Raw genomic sequence first — 16,893 nt, 5'->3', positions numbered from 1 at the left:
ATCACCTGAGGGGGTCGAACGCGCGGAGGGCGGCGGGTTGTTTGCCGGTGGTGATCTGCTCCGCCAGCAAGCGTCCGGTGACCGGCCCCTGCGCCAGACCCCACATGCCGTGACCGCCGGCGACGTACAGGCCCGGAATCCTCGTCTCGCCGATGAGCGCGCGGCCGTCCGGGGTGACCGGGCGGGGACCGACCCAGACGTCGGTGCGTTCCTCCCACCGCACGCCGTCGAGCAGGGGCCGGGCGGAGGCGATGATCGCGTCCACCCGTGCCTCGTCCAGCGGCGCGTCCGGGGCGCGGAACTCCATGGTGCCCGCGACCCGGAGGCCGTCCCGGTACGGGGTGCACGCCACGCGCACCTCGGGCAGGTAGACCGGACCGCGCACCGGCTCGCGCACCGGCACGGTGAACGAGTACCCGCGGCCCGCCCGGACCGGGGTGCGGACACCGGCCCGTGCGGCGAGTCCCGGCAACCAGGCACCGGTGGCCAGCACGGCCACGTCGGCGCGGAGGATCTCCCCGTCCTTCGAGCGCACGGCCACACCGGCGTTCTCCGGCTCGACTCCGGTCACCTCCAGGGACCGGACCGCGCCGCCACGGGCGAGGACGGCCCGGCCCAGCGCCCGCACGAAGCCGCCGGGGTCGACGAAGCGCTGTCCGTCGACGCGCACACCGGCGGTGAGGACGGACGACGCCAGCGGCACCTGCTCGCGCAGGTCCGTTGTGGACAGTCTCGTGTGGTCGACCGGCTGCCCCGCCGCCGCGAGCCTCTCCAGCTCGCGCAGGAGGCTCTGCGCGCTCACGGCAGAGGTGAAGAGCGCTGTGATCGGCGCGTCGACTGTGGGCGCCTCGACGCCGTTCGCGGTGAGCACGTCGTAGGCCTCGACGCACTCCTCGTTGAGGGGGATGTTCGCCTGGGCCGCTCTGGTCCACGACGACCAGCGGCAGTGGGAGGCGAACCGGGTGAGGAACGACCAGAGCCCCGGGTCGGCGGTCAGCGGGATGTGGAGGGGCGCGGCCGGGTCGAACAGGGACCGCAGGCCGTAGCGCAGGACCGCCGGTTCGTTCAGCGGGATCGCGAGCCCCGGCGCGATCCACCCGGCGTTGCCCCAGGACGCGCCCGCCGCGACCCCGGTCCGGTCGACCACGGTTACCTCGACTCCGCGTTCCTGCAGGAACCAGGCCGTGGACAGGCCCACGACGCCCGCACCGACCACCACCGCTGAGCGCGGACCACCGTCAAGGCGCCCGTCCATCCCGACCTCCCGTCATCGCTTGTCGCGACTCCAGGATGCGGGCGACGACGGGCCGACCGGTTGTCCGATTCCTACAATCGCGGGTCAGCGGTTGTCGGTTTCCGACACCGTCGCGGCCAGATCGATCATCATCGCGACCCTCTTGGCGGCGTCGTCCAGACCGAGGCTGGTCACCGCGCCCATCTTCCGCAGCCGGTTGCGCACCGTGTTCCCGTGCACCCCGAGGCGTTCCCCCGCCGCGGCCAGGTCGCCCTGCGCCTCCAGCCAGGCGCGCAACGTCGCGACGTAGTCGGTGCCGTGGTCACCGTCGTGGCGGCGCAGGTCGGCCACCGGTCCGCGGGCCGACGCCCGGCCGACCCGTGCCGCGGTGCGCAGGCGCTGCACCAGGATCTCGTCCCACGACTCGTCGTAGGCGGGCGCGTCCCCGTCGCCCGCCCGCGCCTCGTGCAACGCCAGGCACTCGTCCGCCTCCTGACGAGCGGCGGGCAGGTCCGCAGGCCCGGCGACCGCGCTGATCCCCGCCGACAGCACGACCTTGCCGGGCAGCGCCGACCTCAGCGCCGCCAGCCAGTCCCGTGCCGCACCGATCCGCTCGCCCGGCAGAACCGTGTAGACGCTGGTGCCCGCCAACGCACTTCGCCCCGGCCGCGACCAGCCGAACCCGGTGGTCGCCTGCTCGAACGCCAGCAGCACGGCCGCATGCCGCTCCTCACCGACGTGCGCGCGCACGGCCACCACCCGGCCGGGTTCCGGCGGCAGCCCGAGCTGGCTGATCACCGTCGCGGCGTCCGCCGTGCCCTCCAGCAACCGGATCACCCACTCCGACTCCACCTGGCGTTCGAGGTCGGCGCTGGCCCGCAGCCGCAGCAGGTGCAACGCCACGATCCGGGCGCCGTCGGTCAGCGCGGTGCGCCGGGTGCCCGTCAACGGTGCCGGGCACGCCACCCAGATCGCACCGAGCAGTTCCCGGCCCACCCGGACCGCGACGACCATCCGCCCGGTCAGGCCGCGCTCCGGCGCGCCGGGGACGAACAGGGGTTCGTCGGACGCCAGCACGTGCGCCCGCACGCCCGCCGCGTCGAAGAGCTCCCGCACCCACGCGGGCACCTGCCGGCCCATGATGGTCTCCAGCCGGGCCGCGTCGACCTCCTGCTGCGGACCCGAGTAGGCCAGCACGCGCGACAGCGGGTCCTCGATCGTCACCGCACCCCCGGTCGCGGCGGAGACGCTGTCGGCCAGCGCGAACAGGTCCGTCGGTCCGCGGCCCGACTCCGTCTCGCGGCCCTCCAGCACCAGTCCGTAGACCACCCCGGCCAGCTGGCTCCACGACAGGGCCGGATCCGCCAGCAGCACGGCGACACCCTCGGCCTCCCCCACGGCGACGGCGTCGGCCAGGAGGTCCTCACCGCCCCGGACGAGCACCACGACGGCGCGCACCGCCACGGCCGCGCGCACGGCCTCGGCCACCGACCCGGCGCCCACGGCGAGGTAGACGTCGCCCACCTCGGCACGGTCGTCCGTGGCGTCCCGCAGCACCACACCGCGCAGCTCCGCCGACCTCGGCACCGGACAGCAGCACAACCGGACCCCGTACCCGCCCAGCACGTTGACCAGGCGGTCCAGCCTCACCATGAGCACGCTCCCCGTCCACCGATGGCGTCACCGTAGAGGCAGGACCGGCGGGCAGCACCTCCGGCAGCGACCGGACGACGATCAGTTCCCGGGAACCGCCTGCCCGTGTCACCGGGGCGGGCGGAGCGCGGCGAGCCTGCGCAGCTGGACCTGGAAGCCGTCGTCCTCCTTCTCCCCCAGCGTCGCGCCGAGGTCGTCCAGCAGGTCCCAGTACCGCCACTTGTCCCGCCACTCCAACGGGATCGAGGCGACCCGCACGGCGCACACGCGCACGGCCAGACGGGTTCGGATGACGACGTGCTCTCCGTCGTAGGCGGGTGGCTGCCACAGCGCGCTCGCCGCCGACAGTTCCGAGAGCAGTGCGTCGTGCGCTCGTTGCGCCGTGTCGCGCTGGGACTGTTCGGTGCGTCCGGCCACCAAGCGGTCGGCGCCCATCTGCAACGCGGCGGCGACCAGCGCGATGACCGCCGTCTTGACGACCTCCTTGAGCGCCGACTCCCCGACGGCGAACGCGCCCGCGGCCGCCGAGGCGAGAGCGACGGTGGCCAGCAGGACGAACTTGGACACGAACGCGAGCAGCCGGTCCAGCAGCGAGTGGTCCTGGGCGGCCTCCACCTGCCGCAGTTGGCCGCGCAGCCACGTGACCTGCTGGAGCGCTTGGTGCCGTTGGGCGGTGGTGATGCCGCCGTGCCGCTTCAGGGACGCCAGCACGGCGTCGACGCGATCCGGGGGCAGGTCCAGGAACTCGCCGATCTCGGCCAGGGGCAGCGCGGCGATCGCGGAGATCGCCACGAGATCGGGCATCGCCTCCTTCACGAGCTGCCGCGACCGGCGCCGGCCGGTCTGGCGCAGGTGGCTCTCCGCGCTGTCGAGCAGCTCGTCGAGATCGCGGACGACCCCGGCGAGCGCGCTCGCGGCGAGCCGCACGTCGCCGGAGGCTCTCGCCGCCGCCCGCTCTTCCTCGTGGTAGAGCAGGAGTTCGAGCACCGGTGGTGCCCCGGCGGCCAGGTTCTCCTCGCGGCGTTGCGCCGGCGTGACGACGACGTCGGCCTCGGGCGGCGGCGTGAGCTGCTCCGCGGCGGCCCTGGCCTCGGCGACGGAGGAGCTGTCCGCTTTCCGGGTCCTGCGGGACGCGCCGTCCTCGCGCCGGAACGGGGTGGAGTAGCTCATCGCGCTCCTCTCACTGCACGCCCACCCTACTGATCACGTCCGAGGCCGGGGCCGGCTTCGGCGCACCTGCCGCAATCGCGGCGGAACGGGACGGGCACGGGCGTCGTCCGAATGGACGGACACCGGAGCACGTCCTGGCGAGCGGAGGAGCCATCAGCAGGGTGAGCGTGCGGGTACTGGGCCCTCTGGAGGTCTGGCGGGACGGCCGCAGGGAGGGTCTCGGCGGCGTCAAGCAGCGGGCCCTGCTCGCGCACCTCGCGCTGCACGCGAACACCGACGTCTCGCTCGACCAGCTGGTCGAGGCGCTGTGGCCCGCGACCCGGCCGCGGTCGGTGGTGCAGAACGTCCGGACCTACGTCTGGCGGCTGCGGCAGCTGCTCGGCGAGCGACTGCGCACCCACGGCACCGGGTACGTGCTGGAGCTCGGGGCCGACGAGCTCGACGCGCTGATGTTCGACGAGCTGGTCGCGGAGTCCCGCCGGCGCCCCGACGCGGCGCTGGGGTTGTTGCGCCGGGCGGAGTCGCTGTGGCGCGGGCGTCCGCTCGAGGACCTGCCGGACCACGACGCGTGGGCTCCCTCCCTCGCCCGGCTCGACGAGGCCCGGCTCGCGGCGACCGAGCACCGGCTCGGGTTGCAGGTGGCCGCGGGCGAGTGCGCCGAGGCGATCCCGGAGCTCCGGGCGTTGCTGGCGGAGCACCCCTACCGCGAGAGCGTGTGCGGACAGCTCGTGCTCGCCCTGCACCAGGACAACCGCCGCGCCGAGGCGTTGCAGGTCTACGCGGACATGCGCGGGCGGCTCACCGACGAGCTCGGCCTGGAGCCCGGAACCGCGCTGCGGGAGGCCCAGCTCGCGGTGCTGCGCGACGAACCGGCACCCGCTCCCCTGCGCCAACTCCCACCGGCGGTGTCCGACTTCCGCGGCCGCGCCGCCGAGATCGCGGTGCTGACGACGGCACTGCGGCAGGGATCCGCGCCGGCCGTGGTGACCGGGCCTCCCGGTGTCGGCAAGTCGGCGCTCGCGGTCCAGGTGGCACACCAGGTCGCCGACCACTTCCCGGACGGACAGCTCCACGTCGACCTCGGCGGCACCTCCGAGCACCCCCGCGAACCGAGCGAGGTGCTCACCGAACTGTTGCACGCCTTGGGGATCACGGGTGCCGGACTGCCCGCGCAGGTCACCGCCCGGTCGGCGCTGTTGCGCTCCAAGCTCGCCGGCCGGCGGGTGCTGCTGGTGCTCGACGACGCCGCCTCGGTGAGCCAGGTCGTGCCCCTGCTCCCGGCCGACGCGGGCTGCGCGGTCCTGGTCACCGGCCGGCGCAGGCTCACGGAGCTCCCCGGCGCGCTGCAGGTGGAGCTGGCACCGTTCTCGCCGGAGGAGGCGGCGGAACTGCTCGCCGCCATCGCGGGTGAGGAGCGGGTCTCCGCGCAACCCGGCGAGGCCGCGGCGATCGCGGTGGCGTGCGGGCACCTGCCGCTGGCGATCCGGGTGGCGGGCGCGCGGCTGGCCGGACGCGGCAGGTGGTCGATGCAGGTGCTGCGCGAGCGGCTCGTCGACGAGTCGACGCGGTTGCGCGAGCTCACCTCGGGCGAGCTGGCCGTGCGGGCGAGCTTCGACCTGAGCGTCCGGCAGCTGTCCCCGCCCGAGTTCCGGGCGTTCGTGCGGTTGGCCCTGCTCGGCCCGCACGACTTCCCGAGCTGGGTGGTCGAGACCCTGCTCGACGAGCCCGGCACCGAGCACCTCGTGGACGGGCTGGTCGACGCCCACCTGCTCGAGACCTTCGGCGCGGACGGCATCGGCCAGCCGCGCTACCGGCTGCACGACCTGTTGCGGTGCCACGCGCTCGACCACGCGCTGCCGGACGGTCGTGCCGCACTCGAACGGACGCTGCGCGCGTGGCTCCGGCTCGCGGTCACGGCCGCACGGCGGCTGCCCGTCACGTTCGGCACCACCATCGCCGACGCCGCCCCGGTCGCGGCGCCGGAACACCTGCTCGCCGAGCCCGTCGCGTGGTTCGAGGCGGAACGGCGCACGTTGTGCGGCGCGGTCGACCTCGCGGCGGACGCGGGTCTCGACGAGGTGGCGTGGCAGCTCGCGGCGGCCTGCGTGCCGTTCTTCGACCTGCACAGCCATTACGAGGACTGGGCGCGCACCCACGCGCGGGCGTTGCGCTGTGTCCGCGCGGCCGGCAACGAGGCGGGCGAGGCGGCGTTGCTGCGCGGCATCTCGCAGGTGCACATCTACCGCAGCGAGTTCACCGAGGCCGAGCAGGGACTGCTTGCGGCACAAGGGCTCTACCGCTCCCTCGGCGACGACCGCGGCCAGGGCGTCTCCGTCGCGGGCATCGGCGTGGTGTACCGGCTGCGGGCGGAGTACGAGCGCTCGATGGAGCTCTACACCGAGGCCCTGCGGCTGCTGGAGCGCGCGGGCGACCTGCACTCCGTCGCCCACGTGCGGGCGTCGATCGGCGGCGTGCACGGCTCGCTCGGGCGGCCGGAGGAGGCGCGGACGTGGCTCACGAACGCCCGGCAGCTCGCCGCGGACCTCGGTGACGCACACCGCGAGGCCCTGGTGCTGGTGCGGCTCTCCGCGCTCCACCGCAGCACGGGCGAGCACGAGCGGGAACTGACCGCCGCACGCCGGGCCGTGGCGATCCTGATGGACCTCACCGACGAGCGGTGCACGGCGTTCGCCCAGGTCGAGCTGGCCGAGGCGTTGATCTCGAACGGCCGCCCGCAGGAGGCGTACGACCTCGTGCGGCAGGCGCTGGAGACCTACCGCCGCACCGGGAACCGGGAAGGCGAACCCGCCGCGCGGCGAGCACTCGCACGCGCGGCGGGATCACTGGATCAGTTGCTGTTGCCGTACTTCCAGCCGAGGTAGTTGTTGAAGTAGCTCAGGGAACCGGGGTGACCGATCTTGCCCCCGACGCTCGTCGACCAGAAGCCGCCGTTGCCGTCCGCGATGCCCACGTGGCCCCACTGGCTGATGTTCCAGAAGACGAACGCTCCCCTGGGCGGCGTGCCGGTGGTGTGGCGGGCGCCGTCCGAGGACCGCCAGTGGTCGATCGCCGACGCGTGGTGCGTCGAGCGGTTCCACGCCAGGCGAACGGCGCGCTCGCAGTAGCCCTCGTACGCCGTGCTGCCGCGGCGGTCGGCCATCCACTTGATGGCGCCGTCCGCCGTCTGCTGGATGCCGACGTCGCCCTCGACGCCGGACGCGGTGGCCGTGTCGGCGAGCCACGGCTGCGCGATCTCGACGGTCGGGCTGAACGCCTCTCCGCTCGCCGCGCCGGCCGGAGCGGCCGTGCCGATCAGGGCCGCGCCGAGCAGACCGATGGCAGCGACCGTGACTTTGGTGAACCGCATGAGATCCCCTTTTCGCATGTCTGCACTGCTCCCCCAGCGTCGGGGGGTCGCATACACGGCCGATACATCGCCGATACACGGCGAACTAGGCTGCCGTCGTGGCACGGGGACGAGCGGGACGGTCGAAGGCGCGGCGGCGGCGCGACAGCGCACGCCGTGCGGCCGCGGGCCAGGCACGAGCCGGGATGGCGCGGGAGGTCGCCGCCACCCGCGACCAGGCGGAACGCACCTGGTGGGAGCGCCAGAGCCCGGGCACCCAGGCCTGGCTCGCCATCGCGGCGATCGTCGCCGTCGTCGGCGGGCACTTCCTGATGTGGGAGCTGCTGCTGCCGGCGCTCGGCGACCTGGTGGGTCCCGTCCCCGTCGTCTCGACGGTCGTCGGCTGGCTCTTCTGCGGTGGCGCCGTCGCGGCGACCGGCGTGACGCTGGTGAACTGGCAGTCCTCCTCGGCCGGCGCGAGGTCGCGCTGGACGACCACGTCGATCGTCTGGGGCCTCGTGGCACTGGCGGTCGGCGTGCCGACCGACCTCGCCTTCGACGTGTCGCTGCCCCTCGACTACTGGGCGGGCCTGTTCGCGGGTGCGCGGGGCCTGCTGGCGCTCCCCCTGGTGGCGGGGCTGCTGGCGCTGGTCTGGGTCGGGATCGCCCGGCTGCTGCGGCGCAAGGCCCGGTGCTCCCGCACCACGGCGGGGTGGTTGTTCATCGCCTACTCCGTCGTCCTGCTGCTCTGGGGAGCGACTTCGCTGCGCACGGGGTGACGCCGGCGGAACACCCGCGCGGGCTCACGGGTTGAGCGCAGGTATGACCTCACTCGTAGACCGCACGATCACCGCCCTGCGCACCGAGCACGACGAGCTCGCCGGCCTCGTCCGCACCCTCACCGACGAGCAGCTGGCCTCCACGAGCGGCGCCTCGGAGTGGACCGTCGCCCAGGCGCTGTCCCACCTCGGCAGCGGCGCGGAGATCGGCCTCGCGCCGATCGCCCGTGCCACCGGCGAGACCGTGGAGGCCGAGGAGAACCAGGCGATCTGGGCCCGCTGGGACGCGTCCGAGCCGCGGGCGCAGGCCCAGGGCTTCCTGGAGCACAACGCCCGCTGGCTCGGCCTGGTCGAGGCGCTCACGCCCGAGCAGCGCTCGACGCTGACCGTCGACCTCGGCTTCCTGCCGGAACCCGTCCCGCTGCTGACCGCCCTGGGCATGCGCCTCAACGAGGTGGCCAACCACTCGTGGGACGTGCGCGTGGCCTTCGATCCCGACGCCGGAGTGCACGCCGACTCGGCCGCGGTGGTCGTCGACCTCTTCACCGGACCCCTGGGCTTCCTGCTGGGCTTCTTCGCGAAGCCGGCCGAGCTCACCGCGCCAGTGTCCGTCGCGTTCCCCGGCGGCGGCCTGGTGATCGACGACGCGGTCACCGTCGTCGACCACCTCGAGTCGCCCTCCGCGACGTTCACCGGGCCTCAGGAAGCACTCGTCCGCCTGCTCAGCGGACGCCTCAAGGCGCCCCACGACAAGGGAGTCGACGTCGAGGGCGCCGTCTCGCTCGACGACCTGCGCCGCGTCTTCCCCGGCTTCTGACCGGCGCGCTCAGCGGGTCCGTTCGGTGGTGATGCCGGCGATCTTCGAGGTGTTGTGCCAGGTGACCCCGACGCGGACCGGTCCGCTGTCGTTGAGGGTGCGGCCTGGACGGTGAACGTGCGGGACACGGTCCCGGGTACCCAGCCGGGGCGTGGCGAAGACGTCACGTCCCGGCGACAGCCGTGAACCGGCGCCCGAGCTCGCGGCACGCCGCGGCGAGCTCCGGCGGGTCGAGGTCGTCGAGGTCGGTGTCGAAGGTGGCGAGGATGCCGGCGATGCCCGCCCAGGACCAGGCACCGAGCGTGAGGCGGCAGTGCCGCTCGTCGAGGTGTTCGACGACGGAGCCGCCGGGCGCCCAGCGGGCCACGACGTCGGCGGGCAGGGCGAGCCGCGCGCTCCCGGTGCACTGCCAGGCCGCCGGGGTGTCCCCGCGGTCGGGGCTGCTCGTGACGAAGCCCGCCAGGTTCCCGCCGGGCAGGTCGCGGGGCGCGAAGCCGCGGGTGGTGTGGCGCGGGTGCAGGCGGTCGACGCGGTGCACCCGCCACCTGTCCTCGCCGAGGTCGTAGGCGACGGCGTACCACCGGCCCGCCCACACCACGAGGTGGTGGACCTCCAGGTGGCGGGGTGCCGCGAAGTCGGGGTCGCCCGGTGCGGCACGGGTTCCGTCGGGGCGGAGGAGCTCGGCGACGAGGACCTGCCGGAGGCGCACCGCCGTGCCGACCGCGGTGAGCGCGGCGGGGTCGACGGGCAGGGCCGGGAACTCCCAGTAGTTCCGCAGCATGGTCACCTGGAGTGAGTCCATCGCGGTCCGCAGCGCCTCCGGCATCGCCTGCCGCACGGTGGCGAGTGCTCTGGCCGCGTCGTCCTCGAGACCGAACACGGTGGCGGGAGCCGTCTGCAGCGCGAGGGCGATCGCGAGCGCCTGGTCGTGGTCGAACAGCAACGGCGGCAACGTGTGCCCGGAGCCGAGCCGGTAGCCGCCGTCCGGGCCCCGGACCGTGCCGACCGGGTAGCCGAGCTCGCGCAGGACGTCGAGATCGCGGCGGACCGTGCGCTCGCTGACCTCGAGGCGCGCGGCCAGGTCGCGCAGTGACCACCGCGCCCGCGATCCGAGCAGGGACAGCAACCGCAACGCTCGCCGCGACGTGCTCGCCATGCTCCGATCCTGCCACCGGTACTGGTCACTCGGTGGCCAGTACCGGTGACACCGTCCTCTTCGAACAGAGGTGGTCGATCGGTGGGAGGAATGGTGAGCATGCGTGTCGCGGTCGTCGGAGGAGGAATCGGCGGACTGGCCCTGGGGGCGGGGTTGCGCCGGCGCGGCTACGAGGTGGCGGTGTTCGACCGCGACACGGACGTCACGGCGACCGGCGGGTACCACATCACCCTCGACCAGCGGGCGCAGTCGGCGCTCGAACGGCTCGTGGACCCGGCGGTCCTGCGGCGGCTGCGCGCGTCGGGGTCGGCCCTGCGCCTGCGCGACCGCGACGCGTTCTGGGACCGCCGGGGCCGGCTGCTCGGCCACGGCCCGGACCTGAGCGGCAGCGCGAGCATCGACGTCGACCGCATCACGCTGCGCTCCCTGCTGGCCGAAGCCGTGGGCGAGGACCTGCACCTCGGCCGCCCGGTGTCCGGCGTCGGCCTCGACGAGCGCGGCAAGCCCCGCGTGGAGTTCACCGACGGCACCTCGGTCACCGCGGACCTGGTGGTCGGCGCCGACGGCACGCACTCCGTCGTCGCACGACACCTGGCGAAGGGCGCGACCAACCGTCCCGCCGGCATCATCGGGTTCTCCGGCCGCACCCACCGCGCCGACCTCGGCGCCGCCGAGCAGCAGCGACTCGGGACGCGCTCCACCATGGGCATCGGCCCGCGGGGCGCGGCGCTCTACGTCGGCTTCCTAGACCCGGTCGGCAACGCGGCGCTCGACGCGCCCGAACTGCGCATGTCCGTCACCACCGGACCGACCTACATCTGGGGCGCGATGTTCCCCGAGTCCGCCGAGACCGAACCTCTGCGCGACCTGCGCGGTGCACAGCTCCGGAACGCCCTGCTCGACCGGTTCCGCGAACGCGGCTGGGCCGGTCACACGCTCGAGGTCGTCGCCCGCGCCGACCCCTCCTCCGTGGCCGCGTTCCGCTTCAACGCCGCGTCGACGCGCGCCGCCGATCTCGCGCCGTGGCGAGCGGGTCACATCACCGCGCTCGGCGACGCCGTCCACGCCACACCGCCGACCGCGGGCATGGGCGCGGGCGCGGCCATCCAGGACGCCGCCGATCTGGTCGAGCACCTCGACACCGTCGTCGGCGGCGATGCGGCGATCATCGACGCGATCGCGCTGTTCGAAGCCCGGATGCGCAGGCGCGGCAGCGAAGTCCTCACCGCGGCCATGAGGACCGTCCGGCTGATCCTGTTCACCGACACGGCCCTGGGCGCTGCGGTGACCACGGTCGCCACGCCGGTCGTCGCCGCGATCGCGCGGCGCCGAGCAGGACGTCCTTCTCGGCAGTGAGGATCTCCTGGGGTTGTTGCCCGCTGCTCTCGCATCCGAGGTGCTGCGCCTGCTGACCGCGGACGAGGTTGATTTCGGTCTACACTGAACCAATAGTGAGAAAGAACCGCAAGCTTCGGCGAAGTGACCTTCCCGCTCCCCCGGGACCGGCCCGTCGGCTTGCACTCGGCGGGACCCGTTGCCAGGGTTCGGGGTCATGAACGAGGTGCTGTCCCACCGGATCGAGGCGACCTTCGCCCACTACGACGCCGACGGCAACGGCGTCATCGAGCTCGCGGACCTCTACGCGCTGGCCAACCGGTTGATGCTCGGTTTCGGTGAGCCGGCCTCGTCGGAGCGGGGCCGGGAGCTGATCGAGACGTCCGACAGGTTCTGGGACGCGCTGGTCGACCGCTGCGACGTCGACCGCGACGGGCAGATCAGCCTGGACGAGTACCGCACGGCGATGACGGCGGTGCTCGCCGACGTCGACGAGTTCGACGACGTGTTCCTGGAGGTCTCGGAGTCGTTGCTCGCGCTGGCCGACGCCGACGGTGACGGCCGGGTCGAGGTGGCCGAGTTCGCGGTGCTGCTCAAGGCACGCGGCCTGTCCGACTCCGAGTGCGGGCTCGCGTTCGCGCGGCTGGACGCCGACGGCGACGGGTCGATCAGCCTGCAGGAGTACGTGGACGCGGTGTACGACTACTACACGAACCCGGCCGAGGGGACGCCGGGCAGCTGGCTGTACCCGAGGTCGGGGCGGCTCGAGCCGTCGCTCTGAGCCGGACGCCGGTCCGGCAGGACGTCTGACTGGGACGTCGTGGTCCTGCCGGACCGACCTCAGGACTTCGCGGAGCACCGGTCCGGCGTTACGCCCGGCCGGGTCACCCCGTCAGGGCGACGGGCGGGCCGGAGGTGGCGAAGAGGCCGTCGAACACCCGGACCCGGTCGAAGGACAGGGCGTGCTCGCGGGCCCGGTCCGCCATCAGCCGGCGTTCGCCGGCCGGCATGTCGAGCACCACCCGGTCGACCGCCGCGGCGATGTGGGCGACGTTGCCCGCCTCGACGAGGACCGCCGTCCCGCCCACCGCCTCGCCGACGCCCCCGGTGGTGGTCGTGATCACCGGCCCGCCTCCCGCGAGCATCTTCTCGGTGAGCGCGATGCCGAAGGTCTCGACGAAGTCCGGTTCGGGCTTGGTCGGCAACGCGTACGCGGCGCAGCCGTTCATCAGCATCGGTTTCTCGTCGTCCTCCACGTCGGTGAGGAAGACGATCCGGTCGTCGTGCCGGGTGATCTCCCGCAGGTGCTCCAGCTCGGGGCCGGTGCCGGCGACCACGAGCTTCACCCGTGACCGCGCCCGGCTCTGGGCGAACGCGTCCACGAGGTCGTAGACGCCCTTGGCCCGGGTCACCCGCGACAGGAACAGCACGTACCCGTCGCGCTCCAGACCGCGGCGCTGCAGGGCGGCGTCCACGAGCGCCGGGTCGAGGTCGAGGTAGGCCGAGGTGTCGATCGGCGGGTAGCTGACCGTGATCCGGCGCGCGCACTGGCGGGCGAACCGGGTGCCGCAGTGCGCGTCGACGGCCTCCGCGCAGGCGATGATCTCCTGCTTGGTGTACTCCGACACCGCGATCACCTCGTCGTTGGCGAGGAACCGGGTGAACAGCACCACGGCCGCCCCGAACCGTCCCTCGCGCAGGCACGAGCGGATCACGTTGGTGACGTCGGAGCCGACCGCCTTCGCGATGGTGTGGACGTCGGGGGCGTACCCGGCCGCGCGGGCGGCGTCCACGGCGTCGCGCACCACGGCGTCGTGCGGGGCCAGGTACATCGACACGCAGGTGGTCGGGACCGGTTCGGCGAGCAGCTCGACCAGGCGTCCGGTCAGGCCGGCGAGGTACCGGCCGTCGGGTACCCGGTAGTCGCCGACCGGCTCCGGCCGTTCCACGGTGATGCCCGCGCTGTAGGGCTGGATCCGGTCCAGCGGTTTGAGCGGCAGCCCGGCCGCCTGCAGCACCGGGATCGGCCAGGTCAGCAACCGGACGTCGTCGAAGCCGCGGGTGAGCGCGGCCTCGGCCAGGTTGCGGGCTTCTCCGGAGTGACCGCAGATGACCGGGTCGGCCCGGACCACGATGACGAGACGGCGGCGAGGCCTGCTCATGTGCGAGCCCCCTTTCCGAGCGGGTCGGACACTGACGGCGGCAGGATCTTGCGTCCCCATTCCGAGGGCCGCGGGCCGAGCTCGAGCACCAGGCGGCCGCCGGCGTGGACGTCGGAGGCGCGCAGGTGCGCCGCTTCCAGCGGTCTGCCGTCGAGCCGGGCGGACTGCACGTACTGCGGCGGCGGGTCGTCCTCCAGCCCGTCGGAGCTGATGGACGTCTCGCGGTGGCCCCGCGTCTCGACGACGAAGTCGCGGTCGCCGAGGTGCAGGGTGGCGTGGCTGAAGGCGGGCGCGTTGACGAGGAACAGGTTCTGCCCGGCGACCGGGAACAGCCCGAGCGAGGCCCACACGTACCAGGAGCTCAGCCCGCCCGAGTCGTCGTTGCCCGGCAGGCCGCCGCGACCGGTGCCGAACTGCCAGGTCAGTGCCGCGTGCACGATCTCGGCCGTGCGGTCCGGCCGGGCCGCGTAGTGGTAGGACCACGGCGCTTCCATGTCCGGCTCGTTGTTGAGGCCCTCGAACCGGTTCAGCAGGTAGCCGGCCGCCATCTCCGCCGGGCCGGGCCGCCTCCCCGGCTGCGTCACGCGCGGGGCGCCGTAGCCGAAGAACGCGTCGAGCATGCCGACGAAGGCCTCGTTCCCGCCGACCATCGCGATCCTCGCGGCCATGTCGTGCAGCAGCCGGAACGAGTAGTTCCACTTGCCGCCCTCGTAGAACGACGAGTCGAGGAGCAGGCCGGTGTCCGGGTCGAACGCGCCCGACCACAGGTGGCTGCGCGCGTCGAGGTCGTCGGCGAGCTGCACGTCGTTGAGCGCCCTGGCGACGCCGGCGGTGCAGTGGCAGGCGTAGGCGAGGTCGAGCGTGTGCGAGATCGGGTGCACGACGCCGTGCTCGTAGAAGTCCTCGCCGTACATCCGGCGCAGGTCGTCGTACATGTGCACGAGCGCCCAGGTCCAGTCCAGGTCGCCGAGGCCGAGGGCGTGCGCGTCGGCCAGCGCGGTGTGGACCAGCGCGCTCGCCTGCCGGAAGAACCTGTCCGCGCCGCGCGCCATCCGGTACCCGATCGGGAAGTTGCCCTCCTCCTCGCAGACCCGGATCAGCGACTCCAGCAGGTCGACCGCCCGGTCCGGGCACAGCGCCATGAGCAGCGGGAGCTGGGTCTTGTAGATGTCCCACATCGTGCAGATGTCGAACACGAACGGCCCGGAGGACGGCCAGAACGGGCTCTCGTCGTCGGCGAAGCACGGCTTGACCAGGGAGTGGTAGAGGGCCGTCGCGAACACCTGCCGCCGCGCGGGCGACCCGCCCTCGACCTCCACCCTCCCCACGTGGTCGCGCCACCGGGCCTTGGTCCCCGCCCGCACGACGTCGAACGACGACGTCCTGTCGCCGCACTCGCGGAACAGGTTCTCCCTGGCCTGCTCGCAGCCGCGCAGCGAGAACCCGATCTGGATCTCGACGGCCTGCCCGGCCGTGGTGGGGCCCATGTAGAGCATCCCGAACGGGCGCAGCGTGGTCTGCCGGATGCGGTCGAAGTCGAGCCTCGTGCCGCCCTCGATCAACCGGCGGTCGTGCCACAGCATCTGCCGCCAGCCCGGGCTGTCGACCCGGATGTACACCGACAGCGGCACGCCCTCGACGACCACGGTCCCCTGCGCGCGGCCGTTGCCGAGGCTCTCCACGTGCGCCCGCAACGGCACCGTGCGCCCGAGGTCGATGGCCAGCCCGCCGCACGACAGGTCGACGACGACCCGTGCGCTGCGGTGCTCGGGGAAGACGTACCGGTGCACGGCGACCTTGGCGCCGACGGTGAGCTCGCAGCGGATGCCCGTGTCGAGGGTCGCCCCGTAGTAGCCGGCCTCGGCGGTCTCGTCGTGCAGCGGCCAGGCGTGCCCGAGGACGTCCAGCGGCTGCACCATCGGGGTCACCCGCACGTAGTTGTAGTACTTGCGGATCGCCCCGGTCCCGGACTGCTGGAAGTGGGTGAACCCGGACGCCTGCAGCCGGTCGAACAGCTCCTCCGGCTGCCCCTCGGTGTTCTTCGCGTAGAGGCCGTACCCGGTCGGGTAGGCGCCGGAGTAGGCGCAGGCCGACACCATGCCGAGCGGGGACGTCGCACCGGGGTGCGTGTTGCCGACCTGCGCTTTCGGCCACCACCAACTGGCCGCCAGCCCCTGCGCCGCGGGCAGTGAGGTGGCAGCCGTTCCGATGAGTGGATCGATCTCGTCGAGGATGAGCCGACAGTAGGTCGTTCGGGCGCGGCGTTGGTTTCAGCGACATGAACACCGGAGTGGATGCGGGGCTTACTCGCGGGCAGCTGTCGCCAGACGGTCGAGCAGCCCTTCGAGGTCCCGCTCGCCTTCGCGGGTCTGCACGCCGGCGGCGAGCTGCTCGTGCGCCCCCGCGACCATGTCCTCGGTGAACAGCGAGTAGAGGAAGCCGTTCTCGACCACGTAGGGCTCGGCCGAGGGCGGCGGGACCGCGGCACGCACCGTCGCCTTGATCGCGGCGACGACCTCGGGACGGACCCGCGCCATCCGGCGGGCCAGGTCGCCGACGAACGAGTCGATCTCGTCGGCGGGCAGCGCCCGGTTCACCAGGCCGTACCGCTCCGCCACCTCGGCGCCGACGAGCCCGCCGCCGACGAGCAGCTCCAACGCCCGCGCCGGGCCGAGCAGCCGGGCGAGGTGCACCGTGCCACCGCCACCGGGGAGGATCGCCAGGGAGGCCTCGGGCTGGGCCTGCCCGGACCTGCCGATCGCGGCGAACCTCAGGTCGAGGGACAGCAGGAACTCGTTGCCCGCGCCGCGGGCGAAGCCGGCGATCTTGCCGATGGTGACCTGCGGGAGGTCGCGGACCTCCACGCCCAGCGCCTGCAGCACGTTCATCCCCTCCGGGATCACGGCTCCCGGCGCGGCCTCGACGGCGGCGCGGGTGGCGGCGGGCAGCGCGTCCGGGTCGGTGAGGTAGGCCATGTCACCGTGGGCGCTGAAGAACTCCGGGTCGGCGCTCTGGAACACGATCACGCGCACCTCCGCGTCGGTGCGCACCTGGTGCACGAACCCGCGCAGCGCCGGCAGCAGCACGCCGTCCATGAGGTTGAGCGGCGGGTGGTCGAGCGACACGACGGCCACACCGCCGTCCACGGTGATCTCGAGGCCCGCCCAGCTGCTGTAGTCCACGGTGGCTCCTTCTCTTCGAACTGGTTGTGCCGCCACCGTATGTAGCGCCCGCTGAGGCA

General features: G+C 73.4%; 13 protein-coding genes. 5 read left to right on the top strand and 8 right to left on the bottom strand.

Annotation, left to right across the window (positions count from 1 at the left end):
* Position 1: 1 nt before the first annotated feature.
* The 3 genes from ABZX02_RS01985 to ABZX02_RS01975 form a co-directional block, all read right to left on the bottom strand.
* Positions 2-1,255 (bottom strand): FAD-dependent oxidoreductase, encoded by a 1,254-nt coding sequence (locus ABZX02_RS01985; protein ID WP_355294225.1) that lies wholly within the window; start codon positions 1,253-1,255, stop codon positions 2-4.
* 84 nt (positions 1,256-1,339) lie between these two features.
* A complete protein-coding gene (locus ABZX02_RS01980) occupies positions 1,340-2,887 on the bottom strand; it encodes a helix-turn-helix domain-containing protein (protein WP_355294224.1) in 1,548 nt (515 codons plus the stop codon).
* Between the two features lie 108 nt (positions 2,888-2,995).
* Positions 2,996-4,057, bottom strand: coding sequence for a hypothetical protein (locus tag ABZX02_RS01975; RefSeq protein WP_355294223.1), 1,062 nt, complete (start codon positions 4,055-4,057; stop codon positions 2,996-2,998).
* Between the two features lie 161 nt (positions 4,058-4,218).
* Here ABZX02_RS01975 and ABZX02_RS01970 point away from each other — a divergent pair, with 161 nt between their 5' ends.
* Complete coding sequence (locus ABZX02_RS01970; protein WP_355294222.1) at positions 4,219-6,939, top strand: BTAD domain-containing putative transcriptional regulator; 2,721 nt, start codon at positions 4,219-4,221, stop codon at positions 6,937-6,939.
* Here the strand turns inward: ABZX02_RS01970 and ABZX02_RS01965 are convergent.
* Complete coding sequence (locus ABZX02_RS01965) at positions 6,906-7,424, bottom strand: hypothetical protein (RefSeq protein WP_355294221.1); 519 nt, start codon at positions 7,422-7,424, stop codon at positions 6,906-6,908. The genes ABZX02_RS01970 and ABZX02_RS01965 overlap by 34 nt on opposite strands.
* 98 nt (positions 7,425-7,522) lie before the next feature.
* Between ABZX02_RS01965 and ABZX02_RS01960 the strand changes: the two genes are divergently transcribed.
* Positions 7,523-8,182: a hypothetical protein gene (locus ABZX02_RS01960; RefSeq protein WP_355294220.1), complete on the top strand. Its 660-nt coding sequence runs from the start codon at positions 7,523-7,525 to the stop codon at positions 8,180-8,182.
* A 43-nt stretch (positions 8,183-8,225) separates the two neighbouring features.
* On the top strand, positions 8,226-8,999 hold the full coding sequence (locus ABZX02_RS01955) for a maleylpyruvate isomerase family mycothiol-dependent enzyme (RefSeq protein WP_355294219.1): 774 nt from the start codon (positions 8,226-8,228) through the stop codon (positions 8,997-8,999).
* 163 nt (positions 9,000-9,162) lie between these two features.
* Here ABZX02_RS01955 and ABZX02_RS01950 read toward each other — a convergent pair whose 3' ends face one another.
* Entirely contained in the window at positions 9,163-10,155 is a 993-nt protein-coding gene (locus ABZX02_RS01950) for a WYL domain-containing protein (protein ID WP_355294218.1), read from the bottom strand.
* Between the two features lie 99 nt (positions 10,156-10,254).
* Here ABZX02_RS01950 and ABZX02_RS01945 point away from each other — a divergent pair, with 99 nt between their 5' ends.
* Both ABZX02_RS01945 and ABZX02_RS01940 read left to right on the top strand, forming a co-directional pair.
* Entirely contained in the window at positions 10,255-11,511 is a 1,257-nt protein-coding gene (locus ABZX02_RS01945) for an FAD-dependent monooxygenase (RefSeq protein WP_355294357.1), read from the top strand.
* A gap of 196 nt (positions 11,512-11,707) precedes the next feature.
* The gene (locus ABZX02_RS01940) at positions 11,708-12,271 is read left to right on the top strand and encodes an EF-hand domain-containing protein (RefSeq protein WP_355294217.1); all 564 of its coding nucleotides are present in this window, start codon (positions 11,708-11,710) and stop codon (positions 12,269-12,271) included.
* Between the two features lie 103 nt (positions 12,272-12,374).
* On the opposite strand, the gene ABZX02_RS01935 is transcribed toward ABZX02_RS01940, so the two are convergent.
* The 3 genes from ABZX02_RS01935 to ABZX02_RS01925 form a co-directional block, all read right to left on the bottom strand.
* Complete coding sequence (locus ABZX02_RS01935) at positions 12,375-13,652, bottom strand: glycosyltransferase (RefSeq protein ID WP_355294216.1); 1,278 nt, start codon at positions 13,650-13,652, stop codon at positions 12,375-12,377.
* On the bottom strand, positions 13,649-15,862 hold the full coding sequence (locus ABZX02_RS01930; protein ID WP_355294356.1) for a glycoside hydrolase domain-containing protein: 2,214 nt from the start codon (positions 15,860-15,862) through the stop codon (positions 13,649-13,651). The genes ABZX02_RS01935 and ABZX02_RS01930 overlap by 4 nt, the downstream gene beginning before the upstream one ends.
* 93 nt (positions 15,863-15,955) lie before the next feature.
* The gene (locus ABZX02_RS01925; protein ID WP_355294215.1) at positions 15,956-16,834 is read right to left on the bottom strand and encodes an enoyl-CoA hydratase/isomerase family protein; all 879 of its coding nucleotides are present in this window, start codon (positions 16,832-16,834) and stop codon (positions 15,956-15,958) included.
* Positions 16,835-16,893: the final 59 nt, after the last annotated feature.

This window comes from Lentzea sp. NPDC003310, from assembly GCF_040610935.1.
Taxonomy (GTDB): Bacteria; Actinomycetota; Actinomycetes; order Mycobacteriales; family Pseudonocardiaceae; genus Lentzea.
This window is presented reverse-complemented; position numbering and strand designations above follow the sequence as displayed.

Bases quoted from the DNA above. Each gene is read 5' to 3' on its own strand.
- ABZX02_RS01935 (WP_355294216.1), bottom strand. From the start codon at position 13,652: ATGAGCAGGCCTCGCCGCCGTCTCGTCATCGTGGTCCGGGCCGACCCG.
- ABZX02_RS01955 (WP_355294219.1), top strand. From the start codon at position 8,226: ATGACCTCACTCGTAGACCGCACGATCACCGCCCTGCGCACCGAGCAC.
- ABZX02_RS01965 (WP_355294221.1), bottom strand. From the start codon at position 7,424: ATGCGGTTCACCAAAGTCACGGTCGCTGCCATCGGTCTGCTCGGCGCG.
- ABZX02_RS01940 (WP_355294217.1), top strand. From the start codon at position 11,708: ATGAACGAGGTGCTGTCCCACCGGATCGAGGCGACCTTCGCCCACTAC.
- ABZX02_RS01945 (WP_355294357.1), top strand. From the start codon at position 10,255: ATGCGTGTCGCGGTCGTCGGAGGAGGAATCGGCGGACTGGCCCTGGGG.
- ABZX02_RS01975 (WP_355294223.1), bottom strand. From the start codon at position 4,057: ATGAGCTACTCCACCCCGTTCCGGCGCGAGGACGGCGCGTCCCGCAGG.
- ABZX02_RS01985 (WP_355294225.1), bottom strand. From the start codon at position 1,255: ATGGACGGGCGCCTTGACGGTGGTCCGCGCTCAGCGGTGGTGGTCGGT.
- ABZX02_RS01950 (WP_355294218.1), bottom strand. From the start codon at position 10,155: ATGGCGAGCACGTCGCGGCGAGCGTTGCGGTTGCTGTCCCTGCTCGGA.
- ABZX02_RS01980 (WP_355294224.1), bottom strand. From the start codon at position 2,887: ATGGTGAGGCTGGACCGCCTGGTCAACGTGCTGGGCGGGTACGGGGTC.